Here is an 18,356-nt window from a genome sequence, read left to right on the forward strand (position 1 = left end):
GATGCGTTCACGATGGGCGGCTTCCCGACACCGCTGCTCACATCCGGCGCGAGAACACGCGGCTTGACCCCCACGCGGCGTGAGGGCGCACAGTGGCGGACATGAACGACAAGGAATACACCGTCGGTGTCGTGGCCGACCTGGCCGGAGTGTCGATCCGTACCCTGCATCACTACGACGAGATCGGCCTCCTGGAGCCTCAGGAGCGCAATGGCGCGGGCTATCGGCTCTACTCCGCCGGCGATGTCCGCAAGCTGCAACGCATCCTGTTCTATCGAGAGCTGGACTTCGACCTGGACACCATCGGCGCCATCCTCGCCGACCCGACGCTCAGCGACGCCGACCGGTTGCACGAGCAACGCCGGTTGCTGACCGAGCGGATCGAGCGGCATCAGACCATGGTCGCCGTGATCGACAAGGAGTTGGCCGCGCGGAGGATGGGCATCGCCCTCACCCCCGAGGAGCGGCTGGAAGTGTTCGGCAGTACACGCCTGGAGGACAACGCCGAACCCGCCGAGCAGCGATGGGGCGACTCTCCACTGTGGCGGCAGCGACATCGACGCACGTCACGGTACTCGGCCGAGGACTGGCGGGAGATCCGTGCCGAGCAGTCCGGAATCCATCAGCGCCTGCTTGAGGCCATGCGTACCGGCATCCCCGCCGACAGCGCGACCTCGATGGACCTGGCCGAGGAGCACCGGCTGCACATGGAGCGCCGGTTCCATGACTGTGACTACGACACCCACCGCGCTCTGGCCGCGTCCTACCTCGCGAACGAGCGGATCGGCCTCAACTTCGACGACGTGGCCCCCGGCCTGTCCCGCTACGTCCACGACGCCATTATCGCCAACGCCGACCGCGCGAAGGCCGACCACTCATGACCAGCGCTCTGCTCCCCGCCGTACGGGACCAACTCCGGACGTGTTCGCTGGTTCGGTTCGGTGAGCCGCGTGGGCATGTCTACGGGCGAAGCCGGCGAGCGAGGGGGCCCGATGAGGCAGCAGGGAGCGGGTGGGGCGGCGACCGTCCGGGAGGCGACGTTCGACGTGCTGAGACGGACCGGGCTGACCACGGTGTTCGGCAACCCGGGGTCCACCGAGGTCACGTTCCTGGGCGGGCTGCCCGACGACCTGAGGTTCGTGCTGGCGCTGCACGAGGGCTCCGTGGTCGGCATGGCCACCGGATGGGCGATCGGGCACGACGCGCCGGCGCTCGCCGTGCTGCACACCACGGCCGGCCTCGGCAACGCGGTGGGGGCCATCGCGACCGCCCGGGTCAACCGGGTCCCGCTGGTCGTCCTCGTCGGCCAGCAGGACCGGCGGCACCTGGCGCTGGAGCCGTTCCTCGCGGGGCGGCTGGCGGGGCTGGCGGGCGACTACCCGGGGCGCGTGGACCAGCCGGTCCGGGCGCAGGACGTGCCGGGGGCCGGGGCCCGGGCGGGCCACGAGGCGGGCACGGTCCGGGGGCCGGCGCTGGTGGTGGTGCCGATGGACGACTGGGACGAGCCGTACGAGGACGAGGTCCTCGCCGCGCCGGGCCGCCTGCTGCGCACCCCCGCGCACGCGACCTCGGGTGGGGCGCCGGCGCCGCTGGCCGAGCTGCTGGGCGGGGCGCGGGCCCCCGTGATCGTGGCGGGGGCGGGCGCGTGCCGGGCGTGGGAGCCGCTGGTCGCGCTCGCCGAGCGGCTCGGGTGCCCGGTGTGGCAGGAGCCGTTCGGCGCGCGGCCCGGCTTCCCGCAGGACCATCCGCTGTTCGCGGGCGTGCTGCCCGCCGACCGGCCCCGGCTGCGGGCCGCGTTGTCGGGGCACGACGTGGTGCTCGCCGTGGGCGCGCCGGTGTTCCGGCAGTACCCGTACACGCCGGGGCCGCTGGTCGAGCCGGGCACGGTGGTGGCGCTGGTCACCGACGACCCGTCGGAGGCCCACCGGAGCCCTGCCGATCTGGCCTGCCTCGCGGACCCGGCCGAGACCTGCGCCCACCTGGCGGCCCTCCTGCCCGCGCGGCCGGCCGGGGACGTCGCCTCCCCGGCGGCCGTGGTGCCGCCGGTGCCCGCGGAGGGGCGGCCGTTGCGGGCCGCGCGCGTGCTCCGGGAGCTCGCCGACCGGCTGCCGGCCGACGCCGTGCTCGTCGAGGAGACCCCGTCGTCCCGGTCGGACCTGCACCGGCTCGTGCCGGCCCGCAACCCTCTGGGGTTCGTGTCGGCCGCGATGGGCGGTCTGGGATTCGCGCTGCCGGCCGCCGTGGGGCTGCGCATGGCCCTGCCCGGCCGGCCCGTGGTGGCGGTCACCGGCGACGGCTCCGCCCTGTACGGCCTGCACGCGCTGTGGAGCGCCGCGCACTACCGGGCCGGCGCGCTGTTCCTGGTGCTGGCCAACGCCCGGTACGCCATCCTCGACCGGCTCGCGGAACGGCACGGCGACAAGGCCCCGTGGCCCGCCTTCGACGAGGTGGACGTGGGCGGCCTGGCCAGGTCGCTGGGCTGCCCGTCCCGGCGGGTGGAGACGTACGCGGAGCTGACCGCCGCGCTCGACGAGGTCATGCCCACGCTGGCCGGCCGCGAGGAGCCACTGCTGCTCGACGTGGCCGTGGCCGTGGACCTCGACTTCCAGCCATGAGCGTTCCCGGACAGGGCCCGTGACGCCCTCTCCGGGACCCGTCGTACCCTTGCCAGATGTCGTCGGCGAGATCCGCACTGCTGGTCAGCGGCTTCGTGCTGGCCGCACTCAACCTCCGGCCGGCGCTCGCCGGCGTTTCCCCGCTCCTCGACGAGATCATGACGGACGTCGGCCTGGCCCCCGCGGGAGGAGGCGCCATCACCACGGTCATGGTGCTGTGTCTGGGGCTGTTCGGCTGGTTGACCCCGTTCCTGGCCCGGCGGATGGGACTCGACCGGACGCTGCTCGCGGGGCTGCTGCTGCTGGCCTGCGGTGTGCTGATCCGCGCGTCGGGCGGCGCGCCCGCCCTCTACCTGGGCGCCGCTCTGGCCGGTACGGCCATCGCCGTCATGAACGTCGCCATGCCCGGCGTGGTCAAGCAGCACTTCCCCGACCAGATCGGGCCGTACACGTCCGTCTACGTCTCCGGCCTCGTCGTCGGCGCCGCCGCCGCGTCGGCGCTCATGGTGCCGCTGGAGCATCTCACCGGGTACGGCTGGCGCGGCGTGTCGGCGCTGGCGGCGGTGCCGGCGCTGGCCGCCGCGCTGCTCTGGCTCCCCCAGGCCCTGCCCGGGCGCCGGGCCGCGGACGCCCCCGGCCCGGACTCCCCCGGCGGCGCCGGCGCGGGGACGGGGGCAGGGACGGGGACGGCGGTGCGGGCCAGACCGTTCGCCGCGGTGCTCAGGAGCAGCGTGACGTGGTGGGTGACGGCCTTCATGGGGTTCCAGTCGCTGACGTTCTACATCGTGCTGGCGTGGCTGCCCACGATCTTCCAGGAGTCCGGCGTGCCCGCCGACCGCGCCGGATACCTGCTCGGCCTGACCAACCTGGCCCAGGTCGGCGCCACCCTCGCGGTGCCCGTCCACGCGGGGCGCCGCGCGTCGCAGGTGCCGCACGTGGTGGTGGCGTCGGTGCTCACGATCGCCGGGTACGTCGCCCTGCTGGTCGCGCCGACCACCGTGCCGTGGCTGTGGATGATCGTGCTGGGGCTCGGGCAGGGCGCGTCGATCGCGCTCGCGCTGCTCATCATCGCCCTGCGCGCCCCCGACCCCGCGTCGGTGACGGCGTTGTCGGCGGTGGCGCAGTCGTGCGGCTACGTGCTGGCCGCCCTGGGGCCGCTGCTGATCGGGCTGCTGCGGCAGGAGTCGGGCGGCTGGACGGTGCCGCTGCTCGCCGGCCTGGCGGCCTGCCTGGTCCAGACCGTGGCCGGCGTGTACGCGGCCCGCCCCCGCCTGTCGCGTCCCTGACCCGGATTCCGGACGATCAGCGACCCCGCAGGTCAGCGGGGATGTCGTCGTTTGATACACAGGAAGGGAAGGCCAACGGCGACAGGAGTGGCCATGCGCGCGACCGTTCTGCACGCGCCCCGCGACGTCCGCATCGAGGACGTCCCCGACCCTGTTATCCAGCAGCCCGGTGACGCCGTGGTGCGCGTCGTGCTGGCCTGCATCTGCGGCAGCGACCTGTGGCCGTACCGCGGCGAGGCCGAGCGGCAGCCCGGCGGGCGCATCGGGCACGAGTTCCTGGGGATGGTGGAGGACGCCGGCTCCGAGGTGTCCGGCATCCACCCCGGTGACCTGGTCGTGGCGCCGTTCAACTGGTGCGACGGCGTCTGCGACTTCTGCGCCGAGGGGTTGACGAGCTCCTGCGTGAACGGCGGCTTCTGGAGCGTGCCCGGGTCGGACGGCGGCCAGGGCGAGGCCGTTCGGGTTCCGTTCGCCGACGCGACCCTGGTCAGGCTGCCCGCCGAGGCGGCGTCCGACCAGCGGCTGCTGACCGCGCTGCTCACGCTGGCCGACGTGCTGTGCACCGGCCACCACGCGACGCTCGCGGCGAAGGTCCGGCCGGGCGTCACCGCCGCCGTGGTCGGCGACGGCGCCGTGGGGCTGTGCGCCGTGCTGGCCGCGAAGCGGCTGGGCGCCGACCGGATCGTCATCCTCGGCCGCCACACCTCCCGCACCGACCTGGCCCGCGTGTTCGGCGCGACGGACGTCGTCGCGGAACGCGGCGACGCGGCGGTGGAGGCCGTCCTGGAGCTGACCGGGGGCGAGGGCGCGCACGCGGTGATCGAGGCGGTCGGCACCGAGCAGTCCATGCGCACCGCCGTCCACGTCGCCCGTCCCGGTGGCGCCATCGGCTACGTCGGCGTCCCGCACGGCAGCGGCAACGGCCTGGACATGGAGGTCATGTTCACCCGCAACCTCGCCGTGGGCGGCGGCGTGTGCCCCGTCCGGCCGTACATCTCCGAGCTGCTGCCCGACGTGCTGTACGGCGACGTGGACCCGTCACCCGTGTTCGACCTGACCGTCGACCTCGACCACGTGCCCGACGGGTACCGGGCGATGGACCAGCGGACCGCCACCAAGACCCTGGTCACGCTCTGACCTCGCCCCGCGTCGGCGTGGCCGGCTCGGGGAGCGTCCGGAACAACAGCCAGCTCAGGAAGGGCAGCACGACCAGCGGGGCCAGGGCGGTGCGCAGGGAGGTGGCGTCGGCGACGGCCCCGATGACCGGGCCGGCCAGGCCGCCGACGCTGACGGTCAGCCCGAGGGTGATCCCGCTGGCGGTGCCGACGCGCGTGGGCAGGTAGTCCTGGCCGAGGGTGACCTGGAGCGAGAACGGGACGTAGAGTGCGGCGGAGGTCAGCGCCACGAACACGTAGATCGCCGGGCCGGGGACGAACACGGTGCCCGCCACCGCCGCGACGGTCACCAGGTACGCGCCCCGCACGACCGTCACCCGGTCCCGGCGCTCGGCCAGCCTTCCGCCGAGCACGGTGCCCGCCGCGCCGCCGAGGTAGAGGACGAACAGCGCCGCCGTGCCCGCCGCCGTACCGCCGCCGGTGCGCTGCTGGGCGTAGAACGAGATGAACGTGCTGAGCCCGACGAACACCACGGACCGGCACACCACGGCCAGCGCCAGCTTCACGAACGACGCCCTGTCGTCGGCCCCCACCGGGACCGCGGCGCCGGAGCGGGCGCGTGACGTCCGCTCCAGGGCGCGCAGGACGGGCAGGCACAGCACGCTGCCGGCGAGCGCGGGCAGCACGAGCAGCGGTGTGAGCCGCAGGCCGCCGGTGGCGACGACCGCGGCGACCATGACGGGCGCGACGGCGAACCCGATGTTGCCGCCGAGCGAGAACCAGCCCATCGCGCTGTGGCTGCCCTCGCCGGCGAGCCGGGCGACGCGGGCCGACTCGGGATGGTACGCGGCGACCCCGATCCCCGACACGGCCACGAACGCCAGCGTCAGCGCGTACGAGCCGCTGAGCCCGCTCAGGCCGATCCCCAGGCCGCCGAGCACCGTGCTCACGGGCAGCAGCCAGGGCATCGCCCACCGGTCGGTGAACGCCCCGAACAGCGGCTGCGCCACCGAGGACAGCAGCGACGCGGCGAGCACGACGCCCGAGGCGGCGGCGTAGGTGTAGGCGCGCTCGGCGACGAAGAAGGGCACGAGCGCCGCCACGGCGCCCTGGTAGACGTCCACGCAGGCATGCCCGACCGACAGCAGGATGATCGCTCTGTTCCTTGGCACATGCCCATGCTTCCGGCCGGGCTCCCTGTCGTGCTTCCGATAACCTGCCAATCGATGACGAGAATCCGCCACCAGCCGACGGCGCCGACCCGCGCGCAGTGGCTGGCGTCCGGAGCGGCCATCGACGCCCACCGCCATGACGACCACCAGATCGTCTACGCCGCCCGGGGGGTCCTGGCCATCACCACCGGCGCGGGCTCGTGGGTCGCCCCGGCCACCCGCGCCATCTGGGTGCCGGCCGGGACCGTCCACGCCCACCAGGCCCACGGCGAGCTCGAACTCCACTTCGTCGGCCTGCCCGCCACCGACAACCCGCTCGGCCTGGACGGGCCGACGGTGCTGAGCGTCGCCCCTCTGCTGCGCGAGCTGATCCTCGCCTACACCCGGGCCCCGCACGACGACAGCCCCGAACGCGGGCGGCTGCGGGCCGTCCTGCTCGACCAGCTCCGGGCCTCGCCGCAGCAGCCCGTACACCTGCCGAACCCCACCACCCCACGGCTACGGGCCCTGTGCGACCTCCTGCGCGCCGACCCGGCCGACAACCGGACGCTGGCCGTCCTGGGCCGGCAGGTGGGCGCGAGCGACCGTACCCTGTCGCGGCTGTTCAAGGCGGACCTGGGGATGAGCTTCCCCCAGTGGCGCACGCAGCTCCGCCTCCACCACGCCCTGGTCCTGCTGGCCGAGAACACGCCGGTGACGGCGGTGGCGCACCAGTGCGGCTGGTCCTCGGCCAGCGCGTTCATCGACGTGTTCCGCCGCGTCTTCGGCCACACCCCGGGCGCGCACCGGCCCTGACCTTGCGAGAATATGTAGACCGGTCTAGTTTGTGCGCATGGGACAGAAGGGCGCCGAGACGCGGGACCGGCTGCTGGACGCGACGCAGGAGCTGGTCGAGATGGGAGGATACTTCGGCGCGGGGCTCAACCAGGTGATCGCGGTCAGCGGCGCGCCCAGGGGCTCGCTCTACTTCCACTTCCCCGACGGCAAGGACCAGCTCGTCGGCGAGTCCGTACGGCGGGCCGGGGAGACGATCGGCGCCGCCCTGGAGGAGCTGGCCGGCTCCAGCTCGTCACCGGCCGAGTTCGTCCGCGACGTGCTGCGGCATCTGGGCGACCGGCTGGAGGAGTCGGGCTGGCGCAAGGGGTGTCCGGTGGCCACCGTGGCACTGGAGATGGCGGCCACCAGCGACCCGCTCCAGGAGGCCTGCTCGGACGTCTACGCCTCCTGGGAGTCGGCCCTGCGCTCCCGGCTGGCCGGTCACCCGGACGCCGACGACCTCGCCGTCACGGTCCTGGCCATGATCGAGGGAGCGCTGCTGCTGGCCAGGACCCACCGCAGCAGGGAGCCGCTGAGCCGGGTCGCCCGCCAGATCACCGCCCTGCTCCGCTGACCCGGCCCGCCGCACCGGCGGGCCTTTTTCGGCCCGCAAAATATGTAGACCGATCTATTTTTGGAGTCTCATGGACGCGATCGTCTTCGGCGCCACCGGCTTCGTCGGGCGTCACCTCGTCGCCGAGCTGCTCGGCCGTGGGCAGCGGGTGGCGGCAGCCGTGCGAGCCGACACCCTCACCTCCTGGCTGACCTCCCGAGGCGTCGGCACCGGCCGCCTCACCGTCGTCACCGCCGACATCACCCGACCGCTCGACGGCCTGCCCGAGGCGCGCGACGTCTACAACACCGCCGCGCGGTACGCCTTCGGCCTCGGCGTGGAGGAGGCGCGGGCGACCAACGTGACCGGAGCGGTCAACGTGCTCGACTGGGCCGCCGGGCTGCCCGCGCTGCGCAGGGTCGTGCACGTCAGCGGGTACCGGGTGAGCGCGCCCGGCGGCCGGCCGGACTACGCCGGGCTGGGCGCCTACGAGGCGTCGAAGGTCGAGGGCGATCTCGCGGTGCGCGCCCGCGCCCGCGAGCTGGACGTCCCGCTGACCATCTCCAACCCCAGCACCGTCATCGGGCCGGGCCAGTACATCGGGCTCGCCGCCCTGGTCAAGGACCTGTGGAACGGCAGGCTCCCCGCACTCCCCGGCGGACGTGACGTCTTCGTGCCGATCGTCACGATCGACTACTTCACGCGGTTCCTGGCGGAGATCCCCGCATTTCCCGCCGGTGAGCACCACTGGGTGCTCGACGACGCCACCCCCCTCCTGCCGGAGCTGATCAGCACGATCGCCGGCCACGTGGGCGTGCCCGCGCCGCGCCGTACCGTCCCGGTCGGCCTGCTGCGGCGCCTGCCGCCCAAGCTCACCGGCGCCGACCCCGAGACGCTGTCGTTCCTGTCGGCCGACCGGTACCCGACCGCCTCCGCCCGCGCCCTGGCCGCGTCCGCCGGCCTGGAGATGCCTCCGGCCGCCGACGCCCTGCGCGCGTGGGCCGACGACCTGGTCGCCTCCCGCTTCGGCGCCGCGTCGCCCTGGCTACGCCCGTACGGCTACCGCGACGTGGCGGGCAGCCGTACCTGGGTGGTGGGAGAGCTCCACCATCCGGCCCACGTCCTGCTCCACGGGCTGCCGATGAACGCCGACCTCTGGGCACCGCTCGTCGCCCACCTCGACGGCCCCGTACTGGCCCCCGACCTGCCCGGCATGGGCCGCTCGGCCCCCACCGACCGGCCGCTGGACGCCTGGCTGGCGGACCTGCTGCGCCCGGTACGGACCCGCCCCACGCTGGTCGCCCACTCGATGGCCTGCGGGCCCGCGCTCCGCTTCGCCGACGAACACCCCGACCGCGTCGGCAGGCTCGTCCTCGTCTCCCCGGCGTTCCTGCAGGCGCCCGGCCCCCGTCTCACCCGCTCGATCCTGGCCGTGCCGACGATGCGCCGGATCTCCGCCGAGCACCTGGCCCGCGCGCTGGGCGTCCCGGAGGGGCCCGAGGTGGCGAGCGCGGCGGCGGACCTGCACCGTCCCGGGGTGGCCCGCCGGGTGGTCGCGGCCCTGCGCGAGGACTTCGCCGGCCGCGAGCGGTCACGGGCCCTGCTGGCCCGGGTGCGGATCCCCGTCGAGATCATCGTGGGCTCGGCCGACCCGCCGGCCGTGGGCGCCGGCTTCCCGGCGCACGAGATCAGCGGCGCCGGTCACTACCCGCAGCTCACCCATCCGGCCCAGGTCGCCCGCCATCTCAGCGCGGTACACGGCCCGATCGGCGGATGACTCCGGTCGGCGGCCCGGCAGGTGGAAGCCACGGGGACCTCCGGGAGATCAGGCCGATCGTTCCGTTCCCAGAGGTCCCCGTTGAGCGGGCCGCGCTGTCAGCTGATGAGCTTGACGGTGTAGTCCAGCGTGGTGCCCTGAACCTCGAAGGTCGCGGTCTGGCCGTTCTGGGCGTACTGGACGAGCGTGTCGCCGGACTCGTTCTCGCCCCCGTCAGCGTGGACCCGCGGCCTCACCGATGCGCCCACCGGGACCTGGGTCGAGTCGAGCGAGATCGTCCGGGTCTGGTTGATGGGGTAGTTGCCGGTGTCGGGCGGGCTCTCGGCGAACTGGCCGGTGTTCGGGTCGAGGAACTCCACATTGAAGTACATGACGAAACCGGCGTTGTTGACACAGGCGATGTTCTCTACCTGAAGCACTATGCCCCCTTGATCTGCGTGAACGTGATCGCGTTCCTCTCCGTGATTCCCCCCGCGTGTGTGGACCCTGTCCGGTTTTCGGCGACCAATTCGCCAAGACTTGTGCATCAAGATCCGGTGATGGCCGCCCGCGGTGAGCCGGCCGGCGAGCGGGCCGTGTACCGCTCCTGTGCGTCAAGCAGCTCGTCCCAGTGCTCCGCCGCCCACGCGCACGCGGCATACAGCGGCTCCAACATGCTGCGGCCCAGCGGCGTCAGCGCGTACTCCACCGCCGGTCTGGGATCGGCGCGCACCGTGCGTGAGACGAGTCCCCCTCGCTCCAGGCCACGTAGCGACTGTGTGAGCACCTTCGGGGTGACGCGGTGCAGCGGCACCCGCAGCTCGGAGAACCGGCGGGGGCCGTCTTCCAGGCAGCGCATGACCAGAGCCGCCCACTTGTCGCCGAAGCGGAACGGCACCATTGAGGACGGACACAGTTCGTCGAACATGTCCGGAGGCAGCGGCTCGCGGTGCGTCATGCTCTCTCCTGCCTGTCGGCTGGGACCGGTGATCGGTCTCGGTATCCAGGAGGTAACCGCTCTCGCGGCTACCTTTCGGGAGCATCGAGTCAACAGGAGGTATTCCGACGATGAGCAGGTTCGTGATTTTCGGAGCTGGTGGCCGGGCCGGCCGGCAGGCCGTCGCTGAAGCGCGCCGGCGTGGACACCAGGTCACCGCGGTGGTCCGCGACCCGTCCCGCTACGGCGGCTTGGCGGACGACGGCGTACGGGTCGCCGCCGGGGACGTCACCGACGTGGCGGACGTCGCCGCCCTCGCGGCCGGACACGACGCCGCGATCAACACGGCGGCGGAAGTCGGGCCGGATGACTTCTTCACCAACGCCGCACACGCCCTCATCAAGGGCCTGGGACAGGCCGGGGTGGACAGGCTCGTCGCGGCCGGGCTCGCGCCGCTCCTGCCCGGCCCCGACGGGACCCGCCTGCTGGACCAGCCCGGTTTCCCCGCCGAGTACCGGCCCTTCTGCCTGGCGCACGCCGACGGTCTCGCGGCTCTTCGCACCCAGGGAGGCACGCTGGACTGGGTGTATGTCAGCCCGGCCGGCGACTTCGACCATGAGGGGGAGCGCACCGGCCGTTACGAGATCCGCGAACACGTCGACCCGACGGCGCACATCTCCTATGCGGACTTCGCCCTCGTCCTGCTCGACGAGGCCGAGACCCCACGACACCACCGCATCCACCTGGCCGTGTCATGACGGCATGGCGACACCCTTGGACGCGGTTCCCTGGCGGCGCAGCAGGCCACGTACCTCCGCCAGCAGGTCGACCTGTGCACGCCAGTCACCGCCCGATATCCCGATGACCGCATGCCTCGCCCCGGCCTCCCGACAGGCGTTCAGCTTCTCGGCGGCCTCGTCCGGCCGCCCGGTGAGCGGGATCGGCATGACCTCCTCCAGCGGGCGGCCGTAGGCGCCGCTGATGCCGGTCGCGATCTCCGTCCGGGACGGGACGCCCGGTCCGGCTCCCAGGGCGGCGACCCCGCCGATCGCGATGACGGGGGCCGGCCGGCCGTGCTCCGCGGCCAGGTCCCGCTCTGCTGCACGGCGACGCCGGGGAGGATGACGCCGATCTCGAAACTGTCCATGGCGCCAAGCCTGCAACCTCAGCCGCGGTCGAGGTCAACCGGCGAAGGCGGTCGTCGCGCGGGTCAGGTCGCGCGGGTCAGGTCGCGCGGGTCAGGTCGCGCGGGTCAGGTCGCTCGCCGGCGAGTTTCGTTCTTCTCGCGGATGATCGCGTGGAGGTCTGCGACGGGGCCCAGGTGCCCGAGCTTGTCCGGGTTGATCACCGAGCGGATGGTCTGGATGCGTCCGTCGAGGATGTCGAGCACCCAGGTGTTGATGACCCTGCCGTCGCGGTCGCGAAGGATCGCGCCGGGCTGACCGTTCACCTCGTGCATCTCCAGCGCGGCGCCGATCCGGATGAACGGCGGCGCGGTGGCGGCCAGCGCCCGAGCGATCTTGTCGACGCCGTGGACGGGGATCCTCCCCCCGACCTTGCCGCCGCCGTCATTGACCAGCTGAGCGTCGGCGGCGAGGAGCGCGCGCAGCCCGGCGACGTCCCCTTCCCTGAACGCGTCGAAGAATCGGCCGGCGAGTTCCGCGCGCTTCCTCCGGTCGGCCTCGAACCGGGTCCGGCCGTCCTGCATGTGGCGGCGTGCCCGTGACACGAGCTGGCGGCATGCCGCCTCGGAGCGATCCACCGCCGAGGCGACCTCCGCGAACTCGAACCCGAACACCTCCCGGAGCACGAACACGGCGCGTTCGAGCGGGCTCAGGCGCTCCAGCAGCAGGAGTGCCGCCATCGACACCGAGTCGGCCAGCTCCACGGAGCGTTCCGGGTCCTGGTAGGGGTCGGCGAGCAGCGGTTCGGGCAACCACGGCCCGACGTACTCCTCCCGGCGAACCCGGGCCGAGCCCAGCACGTCGATCGAGATCCTGGTGACTGTCGTCGAGAGGAACGCCTTGACGGAACGCGGTTGCGTCGAGGTCTTCGCGTAGCGCAGCCAGGTCTCCTGGACGGCGTCCTCGGCCTCGGTCACGCTGCCCAGGATCCGGTAGGAGATCGAGAACAGCAGCGGCCGCAGCTCCTCGAATTCCTGCTCTCGCGTCATCCCAGCCCGTCCTCGAAGCCCCGACGCCAGGAAGGCTAGCGCAGCCCCCGGCCGAGCCGGTCACCAGCCCGCGCCCGTCCCATGTCACAACCGAGCGGGCTACGTCGTCTCAGAGGGCATGACGAACTCGCAACACACCTCGGTGCTGATCACCGGAGGCAACAAGGGACTCGGCTTCGAGGCGGCCCGCCGGCTCGGCGAAGAAGGCTGGACGATCTTTCTCGGCTCGCGCGACGAAGGCCGCGGACGGGCCGCCGCCGACAAGCTGACCGCCGGCGGCGCGAACGTGGTCCTGGTCCCGCTGGACGTGACCTCGGACGAGTCGGTGGCCGACGCCGTACGGCTCGTCCGGGAGCACACCGACCGGCTGGACGTGCTGATCAACAACGCCGGCGCGCCGGGACACGTCGTCGCGCCCGCGGACGCGACGGCCGAGGAGATCCATTCCGTCTACGACACCAACGTGTACGGACCGATCAGGGTCACGCACGCGTTCCTCCCCCTGTTGCAGGCGGCGGACCATCCGCGGGTGGTGATGGTGTCCAGCGGTGGCGGCTCCTTCGCGGTCGTGACCGATCCGGAGCAGCCCGTCTCGAAGATGCACGAGCTCGCCTACAGCTCGTCGAAGGCGGCGCTGAACATGATCACCGTCCGGTACGCCCAGGCGCTCCCGGACATCAAGTTCAACGTCGCCACCCCCGGAGAGGTCGCCAACCGCAAGTTCGCCGCCACGGACATGAACCGTCACACCGGCGAGCTGACGGTCACCGAGGGCACCGACTCGATCGTGAGACTCGCGATGATCGCCCCCGACGGACCGACCGGGACCTTCATCGACCGCCTCGGCCCTGTCGCCTGGTGACCGCCGGGGCCTGACCGCGCCGGAACGTCACATCCCGGCAAGGGCCTTCTCGGCGGCCTCGACCACGTTGGACAGGAGCAGGGCGCGGGTCATGGGGCCGACTCCGCCCGGGTTGGGGGTCAGGAAGCCCGCCACCTCCTCCACGTCCGCCGCCACGTCCCCCGCGATCTTGCCGTCCACGCGGGAGACGCCCACGTCGAGGACCGCCGCGCCCGGCTTGACCATGTCGGCGGTGATGAGGTCGGGCACGCCCGCCGCCGCGACCACGATGTCGGCCCGGCGGACGTGGCCGGCCAGGTTCTGGGTGCCGGTGTGGCAGAGGGTCACCGTGGCGTTCTCGCTGCGGCGGGTGAGCAGGAGGCCGAGCGAGCGGCCCACGGTGATGCCGCGCCCGACCACGGCCACCTCGGCGCCCTTGATCGGCACGCCGTACTCCTGGAGGAGCAGCACGATGCCGTGGGGCGTGCAGGGCAGCGGGGCCTCGACCATGTGAACGAGGCGGCCGAGGTTGACCGGGTGGAGGCCGTCGGCGTCCTTGGCCGGGTCCATGCGCTCCAGCAGCGCCATCGTGTCCAGGTGCCTGGGCAGCGGGAGCTGGACGATGTAGCCGGTGCAGGCGGGCGAGGCGTTGAGCTCGTCGATGGCGGCCTCGACGTCGGCCTGCGTGGCGGTGTCGGGCAGGTCGACGCGGATGGAGGCGATGCCCACCTCGGCGCAGTCGCGGTGCTTGCCCGCCACGTAGATCTGGCTGCCCGGGTCGTCGCCGACGAGGACGGTGCCGAGGCCCGGTGTGACACCTCGCTCCTTGAGCGCGGCCACCCGCGTCGTGAGGTCGGCCTTGATGCGGGCGGCGGTGGCCTTGCCGTCGAGTTTCACTGCGCTCATGTCAGCCCATCCTTCCACGTCCGGCCGAGGCCCGAGCACCCCGCCCTCGACCCCGTTGACATCGTTGTCATCGCCGGGGCGGACGGCATAGTGTGACGTCGCCAGCCTCGCGCCCCCTCGTCGATTCCCGTACCGAACAGAACTCCACGCCGCCGAGGCGGCGCGGCGCCGGGCGTTCGCCCGGTGGCTCGACCAGCAGCGCGCCGAAAGGATCCGACTCGTGCCCGGTCTCGAACACCCTGGCGACCCCCGCCGGCCCGACAACCACCACAAGCACTGATGGGCCACGTACTCGCGATCGACATCGGCGGCACCAAGCTCGCCGCCGCCCTCGTGGACCGGGACGGCTCCGCCGCCCGCTCCGCGACGCGCCCGACGCCGCGTACGGACGTCATGGCCGCCCTGACCGCGCTGATCGGCGAGGTCGCCGGCGACGGACCGGCGCCGCTCGCGGTCGGCATCGGCTGCGCCGGCCCGCTCGACCTGGCGGCCGGCACCGTCAGCCCGGTGAACATGCCGAGCTGGCGCGGCTTCCCGCTGCGTGACGAGGTGCGACGGCTCACCGGGGCGCCCACCGTGCTCGCGGGCGACGCCCAGTGCTTCGCTCTGGGCGAACACTGGCTCGGCTCCGGACGTGGCAGCTCAGCGCTGCTGGGCATCGTGGTGTCCACCGGCATCGGCGGCGGCCTGGTGATCGACGGCGTGCCGCTGCTCGGCCCCACCGGCAACGCCGGGCACGTCGGTCACATGACGATCGACCCGTACGGCGAGCTGTGCGAGTGCGGCGGACGCGGCTGCGTCGAGCGGTACGCCAGCGGCCCGAACCTGGCCCGCTGGGCGCTGGCCAACGGCTGGAAGGTCCCGGAGGGCGAGCCGGCCGACGCGCGGACGCTCGCCGCGGACGCCGCGAAGGGCGAGCCGGTCGCGGTGGCCGCGTTCGAACGGGGCGCGCGGGCGCTGGCCGGCATGATCGCCTCCACGGCCGCCGCCACCGAGGTGACCAGGGTGGTCATCGGCGGCGGCGTGTCGGGAGCCGGCCCGGTGCTGTTCGAGCCGCTGGCGCGGGCTCTCGACGAGGTGGCCGGGCTGGCGTTCGTCAGGGCCGTGGAGGTGCAGCCGACCACGCTGGGCGTGCGGGCCGCGCTCGCGGGCGCGGCCAAGCTCGCGTGGGACCACTCCGCCGAAGCCGGCTGACCGCGGCGGAGGTGCCGGGGCGCGGCCGAGCGGCTACTCGGCCTCGCCCGCCGCGGCGTTGCGCCGCTCGATGATCCTGCGGGTGAACGGGATGATCTCAACGACGCGGGCGCCGAGGTAGGCGCCCACGAACGCGAGGGCGATGAGCACGAAGGGGCTCGTGGACATGCCGTTCAGCGTCACGAAGGCGTACAGGATCGAGTCGAGCAGGGCCATAGGGGCACTCCCAGGCGAGGTTTGAGGCGGCGACCACAGGGTAGCCGCACTCGTTTGATGCTCGGGGCCCTTCTGACGCGGTTCAGTGGAAGAAGTGGCGCGTTCCGGTGAAGTAGAGCGTGATGCCCGCCTTCTCCGCCGCGTCGATGACCTCCTGGTCGCGGATGGATCCGCCGGGCTCCACGACGGCCTTGACACCGGCCTCGATCAGCACCTCCAGCCCGTCAGCGAACGGGAAGTAGGCGTCGGAGGCCCCGACCGCGCCGGCGGCCCGCTCGCCCGCGCGGCCCACGGCGAGGCGGCAGGAGTCGACCCGGTTGACCTGCCCCATGCCGACGCCCACGGTGGCCCCGCCGGAGGCCAGCAGGATGGCGTTGGACTTGACCGAGCGGCAGGCCCGCCAGGCGAAGGCCAGGTCGGCCAGCACCTCGGGCGAGGCGGGCGTACCCGTCTTCAGCTCCCAGCTCTCCGGCGCGTCGCCCGGCGCGTCCACCTTGTCCACGAGCTGGACCAGCAGGCCGCCGTCGATCTGACGCGACTCGGCCGGCCGCGACGGCCCCTGCGGGCAGAGCAGCAGGCGGATGTTCTTCTTGCGCGTCAGCACCGCGATCGCCTCCTCGGCGAACGCGGGCGCGACGACGACCTCGGTGAACACCTCCGCGATCTGGCCCGCCAGCTCGGCGGTGACCTCGCCGTTGACCGCGATCACGCCCCCGTACGCCGACACCGGGTCGCAGGCGTGGGCCTTGCGGTGCGCCTCGGCCACGTCGGCCCCGACCGCGATGCCGCACGGGTTCTGGTGCTTGATGATCGCGACCGCGGGCTCGGCGAAGTCCCACGCCGCCCGCCAGGCCGCGTCGGCGTCGAGGTAGTTGTTGTAGGACATCTCCTTGCCGTGCAGCTGCTCGGCGTTGGCCAGGCCGCCCCCGCCCTCGGTGTAGAGGGCCGCGCGCTGGTGCGGGTTCTCGCCGTAGCGCAGCGGGTGCTTCAGCGTCCACGTCTCACCGGCGAACTCGGGCCAGGCCTCGTCGCGCTCGGCGGCGCCGGCGGAGAACCAGTTGGCCACGGCCACGTCGTAGGAGGCGGTGTGGGCGTAGGCGATGCCCGCCATCCGCCTGCGCTCCTCCAGCGTGAAGCCGCCCTGGGCGAGCGCGTCGACCACGCCGCCGTAGGAGGACGGGTCGACCACGACCGCGCACGTGCTGTGGTTCTTGGCGGCACCGCGGATCATCGCCGGGCCGCCGATGTCGATCTGCTCCACGCACTCGGCGTCGCTCGCCCCGGAGGCGACCGTCTGCTCGAACGGGTAGAGGTTGACCACCACGAGCTGGAACGGGTCGATCTCCAGCTCGTCCAGCTGGGCCACGTGGTGCGGCTTGGTGAGGTCGGCCAGCAGCCCGGCGTGGACGCGCGGGTGGAGCGTCTTGACCCGGCCGTCGAGGCACTCGGGGAACCCGGTGAGCTGCTCGACCTTCGTCACGGGCACGCCGTACGACGCGATCGCGGCGGCGGTGCCGCCCGTCGACACGATCTCCACGCCCGCGCCGTCGAGCGCCCTGGCCAGCTCCTCCAGGCCCGACTTGTCGTACACCGCGATCAGCGCGCGCCGGATGGCGATGCGAGTCACTTGGATTCCTCTCCTGTTGCGTTCCCGATGCGGACAGTGCGTCCGCTGACCGTCCAGCCCTCACGGACCAGGCGGCCGACGATCTCCACGAGCAGGCGGCGCTCGACGACCTTGATGCGCTCGTGCAGCACCGCCTCGTCGTCGTCGGGCAGCACCGGCACCGCCTCCTGCGCGATGATCGGCCCCGAGTCGACGCCCGCGTCGGCCAGCATCACCGTGCACCCCGTCACCTTCACCCCGTGGGCCAGCGCGTCGCGCACACCGTGGGCCCCGGGGAACGACGGCAGCAGCGCGGGATGGGTGTTGAGCACCGGATGGGCGCCGAGCGTCGGCGCGCCGAGGATCTTCATGAAGCCGGCCGACACCACCAGGTCCGGCTCGTAGGAGGAGATCCGGGCGGCGACCGCCTCGTCCCACGCCTCCCGCGTCGGGTGGTCGCCCAGTCTCTCCACGAAGGTCGGCACGCCGGCTCGGGCCGCGCGGGCGAGGCCCTCGATGCCGTCGCGGTCGGCGCCGACGGCGACGATCTCCGCGCCGTACGCCGGGTCGGCGGAAGCGTCCAGAAGGGCCTGTAGGTTGGTTCCAGAGCCGGAGACGAGGACGACGAGCCGCCCAGCCTTTGACACGCGCACTCCAAGAGAGAAAACCGGGGTGGGGCTGCCAGCGTATCCGCTCCTCGCCCGGGCACGCAGAGGAGGTCAGGTGTCGACACCGGTGCAGGCGCCGGCGGGTCAGCAGCCCGCGGATTCCGCGGGCCGCCGCGCGATCTGGTTGTCCATCGCAGCGCTCGCCATGACGTTCATGCTGCCGCTCGCCGGGCTGGTGATGGCCGCGTTCGCGCTCATGGCCGGCATCCGGGCCCTGCCCCGCCTGAAGGAGGCGGGCCGGCCCACGGGCACCGCGGTGGGCGGCATCATCGTGTCCGCGGTCGCGCTCGCGCTGTCGGCCATGGCGACGGCGATGCAGCTCTACCTGATGGACGAGTACTCCGCGTACCAGGAGTGCATGAAGGGGGCTGGCACCGTCTCCTCGCAGGGCGAGTGCTTCACCCAGTTCAGGGACGCGGCGCAGCGCAAGCTGCCGGCGGACGTGCTGGACGTCCTGGGCGCCGTCCAGCCCTGACGATCCGCCGTCGTCCCGACGCGGTCG

20 protein-coding genes are annotated in these 18,356 nt (G+C 73.0%); 11 read left to right on the forward strand and 9 right to left on the reverse strand.

What is annotated here, in order from left to right; all coding sequences use genetic code 11:
• The first annotated feature begins 101 nt into the window (after positions 1-101).
• From MTP10_RS07875 to MTP10_RS07890, 4 genes are all read left to right on the forward strand, one after another.
• Entirely contained in the window at positions 102-881 is a 780-nt protein-coding gene (locus tag MTP10_RS07875; RefSeq protein ID WP_310708549.1) for a MerR family transcriptional regulator, read from the forward strand.
• Positions 882-992: 111 nt separating this feature from the next.
• Complete coding sequence (locus MTP10_RS07880; RefSeq protein WP_310708367.1) at positions 993-2,615, forward strand: thiamine pyrophosphate-dependent enzyme; 1,623 nt, start codon at positions 993-995, stop codon at positions 2,613-2,615.
• 56 nt (positions 2,616-2,671) lie between these two features.
• Positions 2,672-3,901, forward strand: a complete 1,230-nt coding sequence (locus tag MTP10_RS07885; protein ID WP_310708368.1) for an MFS transporter — start codon at positions 2,672-2,674, stop codon at positions 3,899-3,901.
• A gap of 93 nt (positions 3,902-3,994) precedes the next feature.
• Positions 3,995-5,038 (forward strand): zinc-dependent alcohol dehydrogenase family protein, encoded by a 1,044-nt coding sequence (locus tag MTP10_RS07890; protein WP_310708369.1) that lies wholly within the window; start codon positions 3,995-3,997, stop codon positions 5,036-5,038.
• Here the strand turns inward: MTP10_RS07890 and MTP10_RS07895 are convergent.
• Entirely contained in the window at positions 5,028-6,188 is a 1,161-nt protein-coding gene (locus tag MTP10_RS07895; protein ID WP_310708370.1) for an MFS transporter, read from the reverse strand. The two genes, MTP10_RS07890 and MTP10_RS07895, sit on opposite strands and share 11 nt — an antisense overlap.
• A gap of 54 nt (positions 6,189-6,242) precedes the next feature.
• On the opposite strand from MTP10_RS07895, the gene MTP10_RS07900 reads away from it, so the two are divergent.
• From MTP10_RS07900 to MTP10_RS07910, 3 genes are all read left to right on the forward strand, one after another.
• Complete coding sequence (locus tag MTP10_RS07900) at positions 6,243-6,983, forward strand: helix-turn-helix transcriptional regulator (RefSeq protein ID WP_310708371.1); 741 nt, start codon at positions 6,243-6,245, stop codon at positions 6,981-6,983.
• A gap of 37 nt (positions 6,984-7,020) precedes the next feature.
• Positions 7,021-7,578, forward strand: a complete 558-nt coding sequence (locus MTP10_RS07905; protein WP_310708372.1) for a TetR/AcrR family transcriptional regulator — start codon at positions 7,021-7,023, stop codon at positions 7,576-7,578.
• Between the two features lie 70 nt (positions 7,579-7,648).
• A complete protein-coding gene (locus MTP10_RS07910) occupies positions 7,649-9,334 on the forward strand; it encodes an alpha/beta fold hydrolase (protein ID WP_310708373.1) in 1,686 nt (561 codons plus the stop codon).
• A gap of 98 nt (positions 9,335-9,432) precedes the next feature.
• Here MTP10_RS07910 and MTP10_RS07915 read toward each other — a convergent pair whose 3' ends face one another.
• Together MTP10_RS07915 and MTP10_RS07920 are read right to left on the reverse strand one after the other, a co-directional pair.
• Positions 9,433-9,753, reverse strand: coding sequence for a hypothetical protein (locus MTP10_RS07915; protein ID WP_310708374.1), 321 nt, complete (start codon positions 9,751-9,753; stop codon positions 9,433-9,435).
• Between the two features lie 107 nt (positions 9,754-9,860).
• On the reverse strand, positions 9,861-10,271 hold the full coding sequence (locus MTP10_RS07920; RefSeq protein WP_310708375.1) for a helix-turn-helix domain-containing protein: 411 nt from the start codon (positions 10,269-10,271) through the stop codon (positions 9,861-9,863).
• Between the two features lie 110 nt (positions 10,272-10,381).
• On the opposite strand from MTP10_RS07920, the gene MTP10_RS07925 reads away from it, so the two are divergent.
• Positions 10,382-11,008, forward strand: coding sequence for an NAD(P)H-binding protein (locus MTP10_RS07925; RefSeq protein WP_310708376.1), 627 nt, complete (start codon positions 10,382-10,384; stop codon positions 11,006-11,008).
• Here the strand turns inward: MTP10_RS07925 and MTP10_RS07930 are convergent.
• Both MTP10_RS07930 and MTP10_RS07935 read right to left on the reverse strand, forming a co-directional pair.
• Positions 11,003-11,197, reverse strand: a complete 195-nt coding sequence (locus MTP10_RS07930; RefSeq protein ID WP_310708377.1) for a hypothetical protein — start codon at positions 11,195-11,197, stop codon at positions 11,003-11,005. The two genes, MTP10_RS07925 and MTP10_RS07930, sit on opposite strands and share 6 nt — an antisense overlap.
• Positions 11,198-11,502: 305 nt before the next feature.
• On the reverse strand, positions 11,503-12,423 hold the full coding sequence (locus MTP10_RS07935) for an RNA polymerase sigma-70 factor (RefSeq protein ID WP_310708378.1): 921 nt from the start codon (positions 12,421-12,423) through the stop codon (positions 11,503-11,505).
• Between the two features lie 118 nt (positions 12,424-12,541).
• Between MTP10_RS07935 and MTP10_RS07940 the strand changes: the two genes are divergently transcribed.
• Positions 12,542-13,285 (forward strand): SDR family oxidoreductase, encoded by a 744-nt coding sequence (locus MTP10_RS07940; protein ID WP_310708379.1) that lies wholly within the window; start codon positions 12,542-12,544, stop codon positions 13,283-13,285.
• Between the two features lie 27 nt (positions 13,286-13,312).
• Here MTP10_RS07940 and MTP10_RS07945 read toward each other — a convergent pair whose 3' ends face one another.
• The gene (locus tag MTP10_RS07945) at positions 13,313-14,170 is read right to left on the reverse strand and encodes a bifunctional methylenetetrahydrofolate dehydrogenase/methenyltetrahydrofolate cyclohydrolase (RefSeq protein ID WP_310708380.1); all 858 of its coding nucleotides are present in this window, start codon (positions 14,168-14,170) and stop codon (positions 13,313-13,315) included.
• A gap of 279 nt (positions 14,171-14,449) precedes the next feature.
• Here MTP10_RS07945 and MTP10_RS07950 point away from each other — a divergent pair, with 279 nt between their 5' ends.
• The gene (locus MTP10_RS07950) at positions 14,450-15,364 is read left to right on the forward strand and encodes an ROK family protein (RefSeq protein WP_310708381.1); all 915 of its coding nucleotides are present in this window, start codon (positions 14,450-14,452) and stop codon (positions 15,362-15,364) included.
• Between the two features lie 33 nt (positions 15,365-15,397).
• Here the strand turns inward: MTP10_RS07950 and MTP10_RS07955 are convergent, their stop codons facing one another.
• The 3 genes from MTP10_RS07955 to purN form a co-directional block, all read right to left on the reverse strand.
• On the reverse strand, positions 15,398-15,580 hold the full coding sequence (locus MTP10_RS07955; RefSeq protein ID WP_310708382.1) for a hypothetical protein: 183 nt from the start codon (positions 15,578-15,580) through the stop codon (positions 15,398-15,400).
• An 82-nt stretch (positions 15,581-15,662) separates the two neighbouring features.
• Positions 15,663-17,207, reverse strand: coding sequence for a bifunctional phosphoribosylaminoimidazolecarboxamide formyltransferase/IMP cyclohydrolase (gene purH, locus MTP10_RS07960; protein ID WP_310708383.1), 1,545 nt, complete (start codon positions 17,205-17,207; stop codon positions 15,663-15,665).
• Positions 17,204-17,833, reverse strand: a complete 630-nt coding sequence (purN, locus tag MTP10_RS07965; RefSeq protein ID WP_310708384.1) for a phosphoribosylglycinamide formyltransferase — start codon at positions 17,831-17,833, stop codon at positions 17,204-17,206. The genes purH and purN overlap by 4 nt, the downstream gene beginning before the upstream one ends.
• 76 nt (positions 17,834-17,909) lie before the next feature.
• On the opposite strand from purN, the gene MTP10_RS07970 reads away from it, so the two are divergent.
• Positions 17,910-18,329: a hypothetical protein gene (locus MTP10_RS07970; RefSeq protein ID WP_310708385.1), complete on the forward strand. Its 420-nt coding sequence runs from the start codon at positions 17,910-17,912 to the stop codon at positions 18,327-18,329.
• Positions 18,330-18,356: the final 27 nt, after the last annotated feature.

This window comes from Nonomuraea sp. 3-1Str, assembly GCF_031570565.1.
In the GTDB taxonomy this organism is placed as follows: domain Bacteria; phylum Actinomycetota; class Actinomycetes; order Streptosporangiales; family Streptosporangiaceae; genus Nonomuraea.

What these genes read in the sequence shown, in the direction of transcription:
- MTP10_RS07875 (WP_310708549.1), top strand. Translation starts at nt 102, where the DNA reads ATGAACGACAAGGAATACACCGTCGGTGTCGTGGCCGACCTGGCCGGA.
- MTP10_RS07880 (WP_310708367.1), top strand. Translation starts at nt 993, where the DNA reads ATGAGGCAGCAGGGAGCGGGTGGGGCGGCGACCGTCCGGGAGGCGACG.
- MTP10_RS07885 (WP_310708368.1), top strand. Translation starts at nt 2,672, where the DNA reads ATGTCGTCGGCGAGATCCGCACTGCTGGTCAGCGGCTTCGTGCTGGCC.
- MTP10_RS07890 (WP_310708369.1), top strand. Translation starts at nt 3,995, where the DNA reads ATGCGCGCGACCGTTCTGCACGCGCCCCGCGACGTCCGCATCGAGGAC.
- MTP10_RS07900 (WP_310708371.1), top strand. Translation starts at nt 6,243, where the DNA reads ATGACGAGAATCCGCCACCAGCCGACGGCGCCGACCCGCGCGCAGTGG.
- MTP10_RS07905 (WP_310708372.1), top strand. Translation starts at nt 7,021, where the DNA reads ATGGGACAGAAGGGCGCCGAGACGCGGGACCGGCTGCTGGACGCGACG.
- MTP10_RS07910 (WP_310708373.1), top strand. Translation starts at nt 7,649, where the DNA reads ATGGACGCGATCGTCTTCGGCGCCACCGGCTTCGTCGGGCGTCACCTC.
- MTP10_RS07920 (WP_310708375.1), bottom strand. Translation starts at nt 10,271, where the DNA reads ATGACGCACCGCGAGCCGCTGCCTCCGGACATGTTCGACGAACTGTGT.
- MTP10_RS07925 (WP_310708376.1), top strand. Translation starts at nt 10,382, where the DNA reads ATGAGCAGGTTCGTGATTTTCGGAGCTGGTGGCCGGGCCGGCCGGCAG.
- MTP10_RS07930 (WP_310708377.1), bottom strand. Translation starts at nt 11,197, where the DNA reads ATGCCGATCCCGCTCACCGGGCGGCCGGACGAGGCCGCCGAGAAGCTG.
- MTP10_RS07935 (WP_310708378.1), bottom strand. Translation starts at nt 12,423, where the DNA reads ATGACGCGAGAGCAGGAATTCGAGGAGCTGCGGCCGCTGCTGTTCTCG.
- MTP10_RS07940 (WP_310708379.1), top strand. Translation starts at nt 12,542, where the DNA reads ATGACGAACTCGCAACACACCTCGGTGCTGATCACCGGAGGCAACAAG.
- MTP10_RS07945 (WP_310708380.1), bottom strand. Translation starts at nt 14,170, where the DNA reads ATGAGCGCAGTGAAACTCGACGGCAAGGCCACCGCCGCCCGCATCAAG.
- MTP10_RS07950 (WP_310708381.1), top strand. Translation starts at nt 14,450, where the DNA reads ATGGGCCACGTACTCGCGATCGACATCGGCGGCACCAAGCTCGCCGCC.
- MTP10_RS07955 (WP_310708382.1), bottom strand. Translation starts at nt 15,580, where the DNA reads ATGGCCCTGCTCGACTCGATCCTGTACGCCTTCGTGACGCTGAACGGC.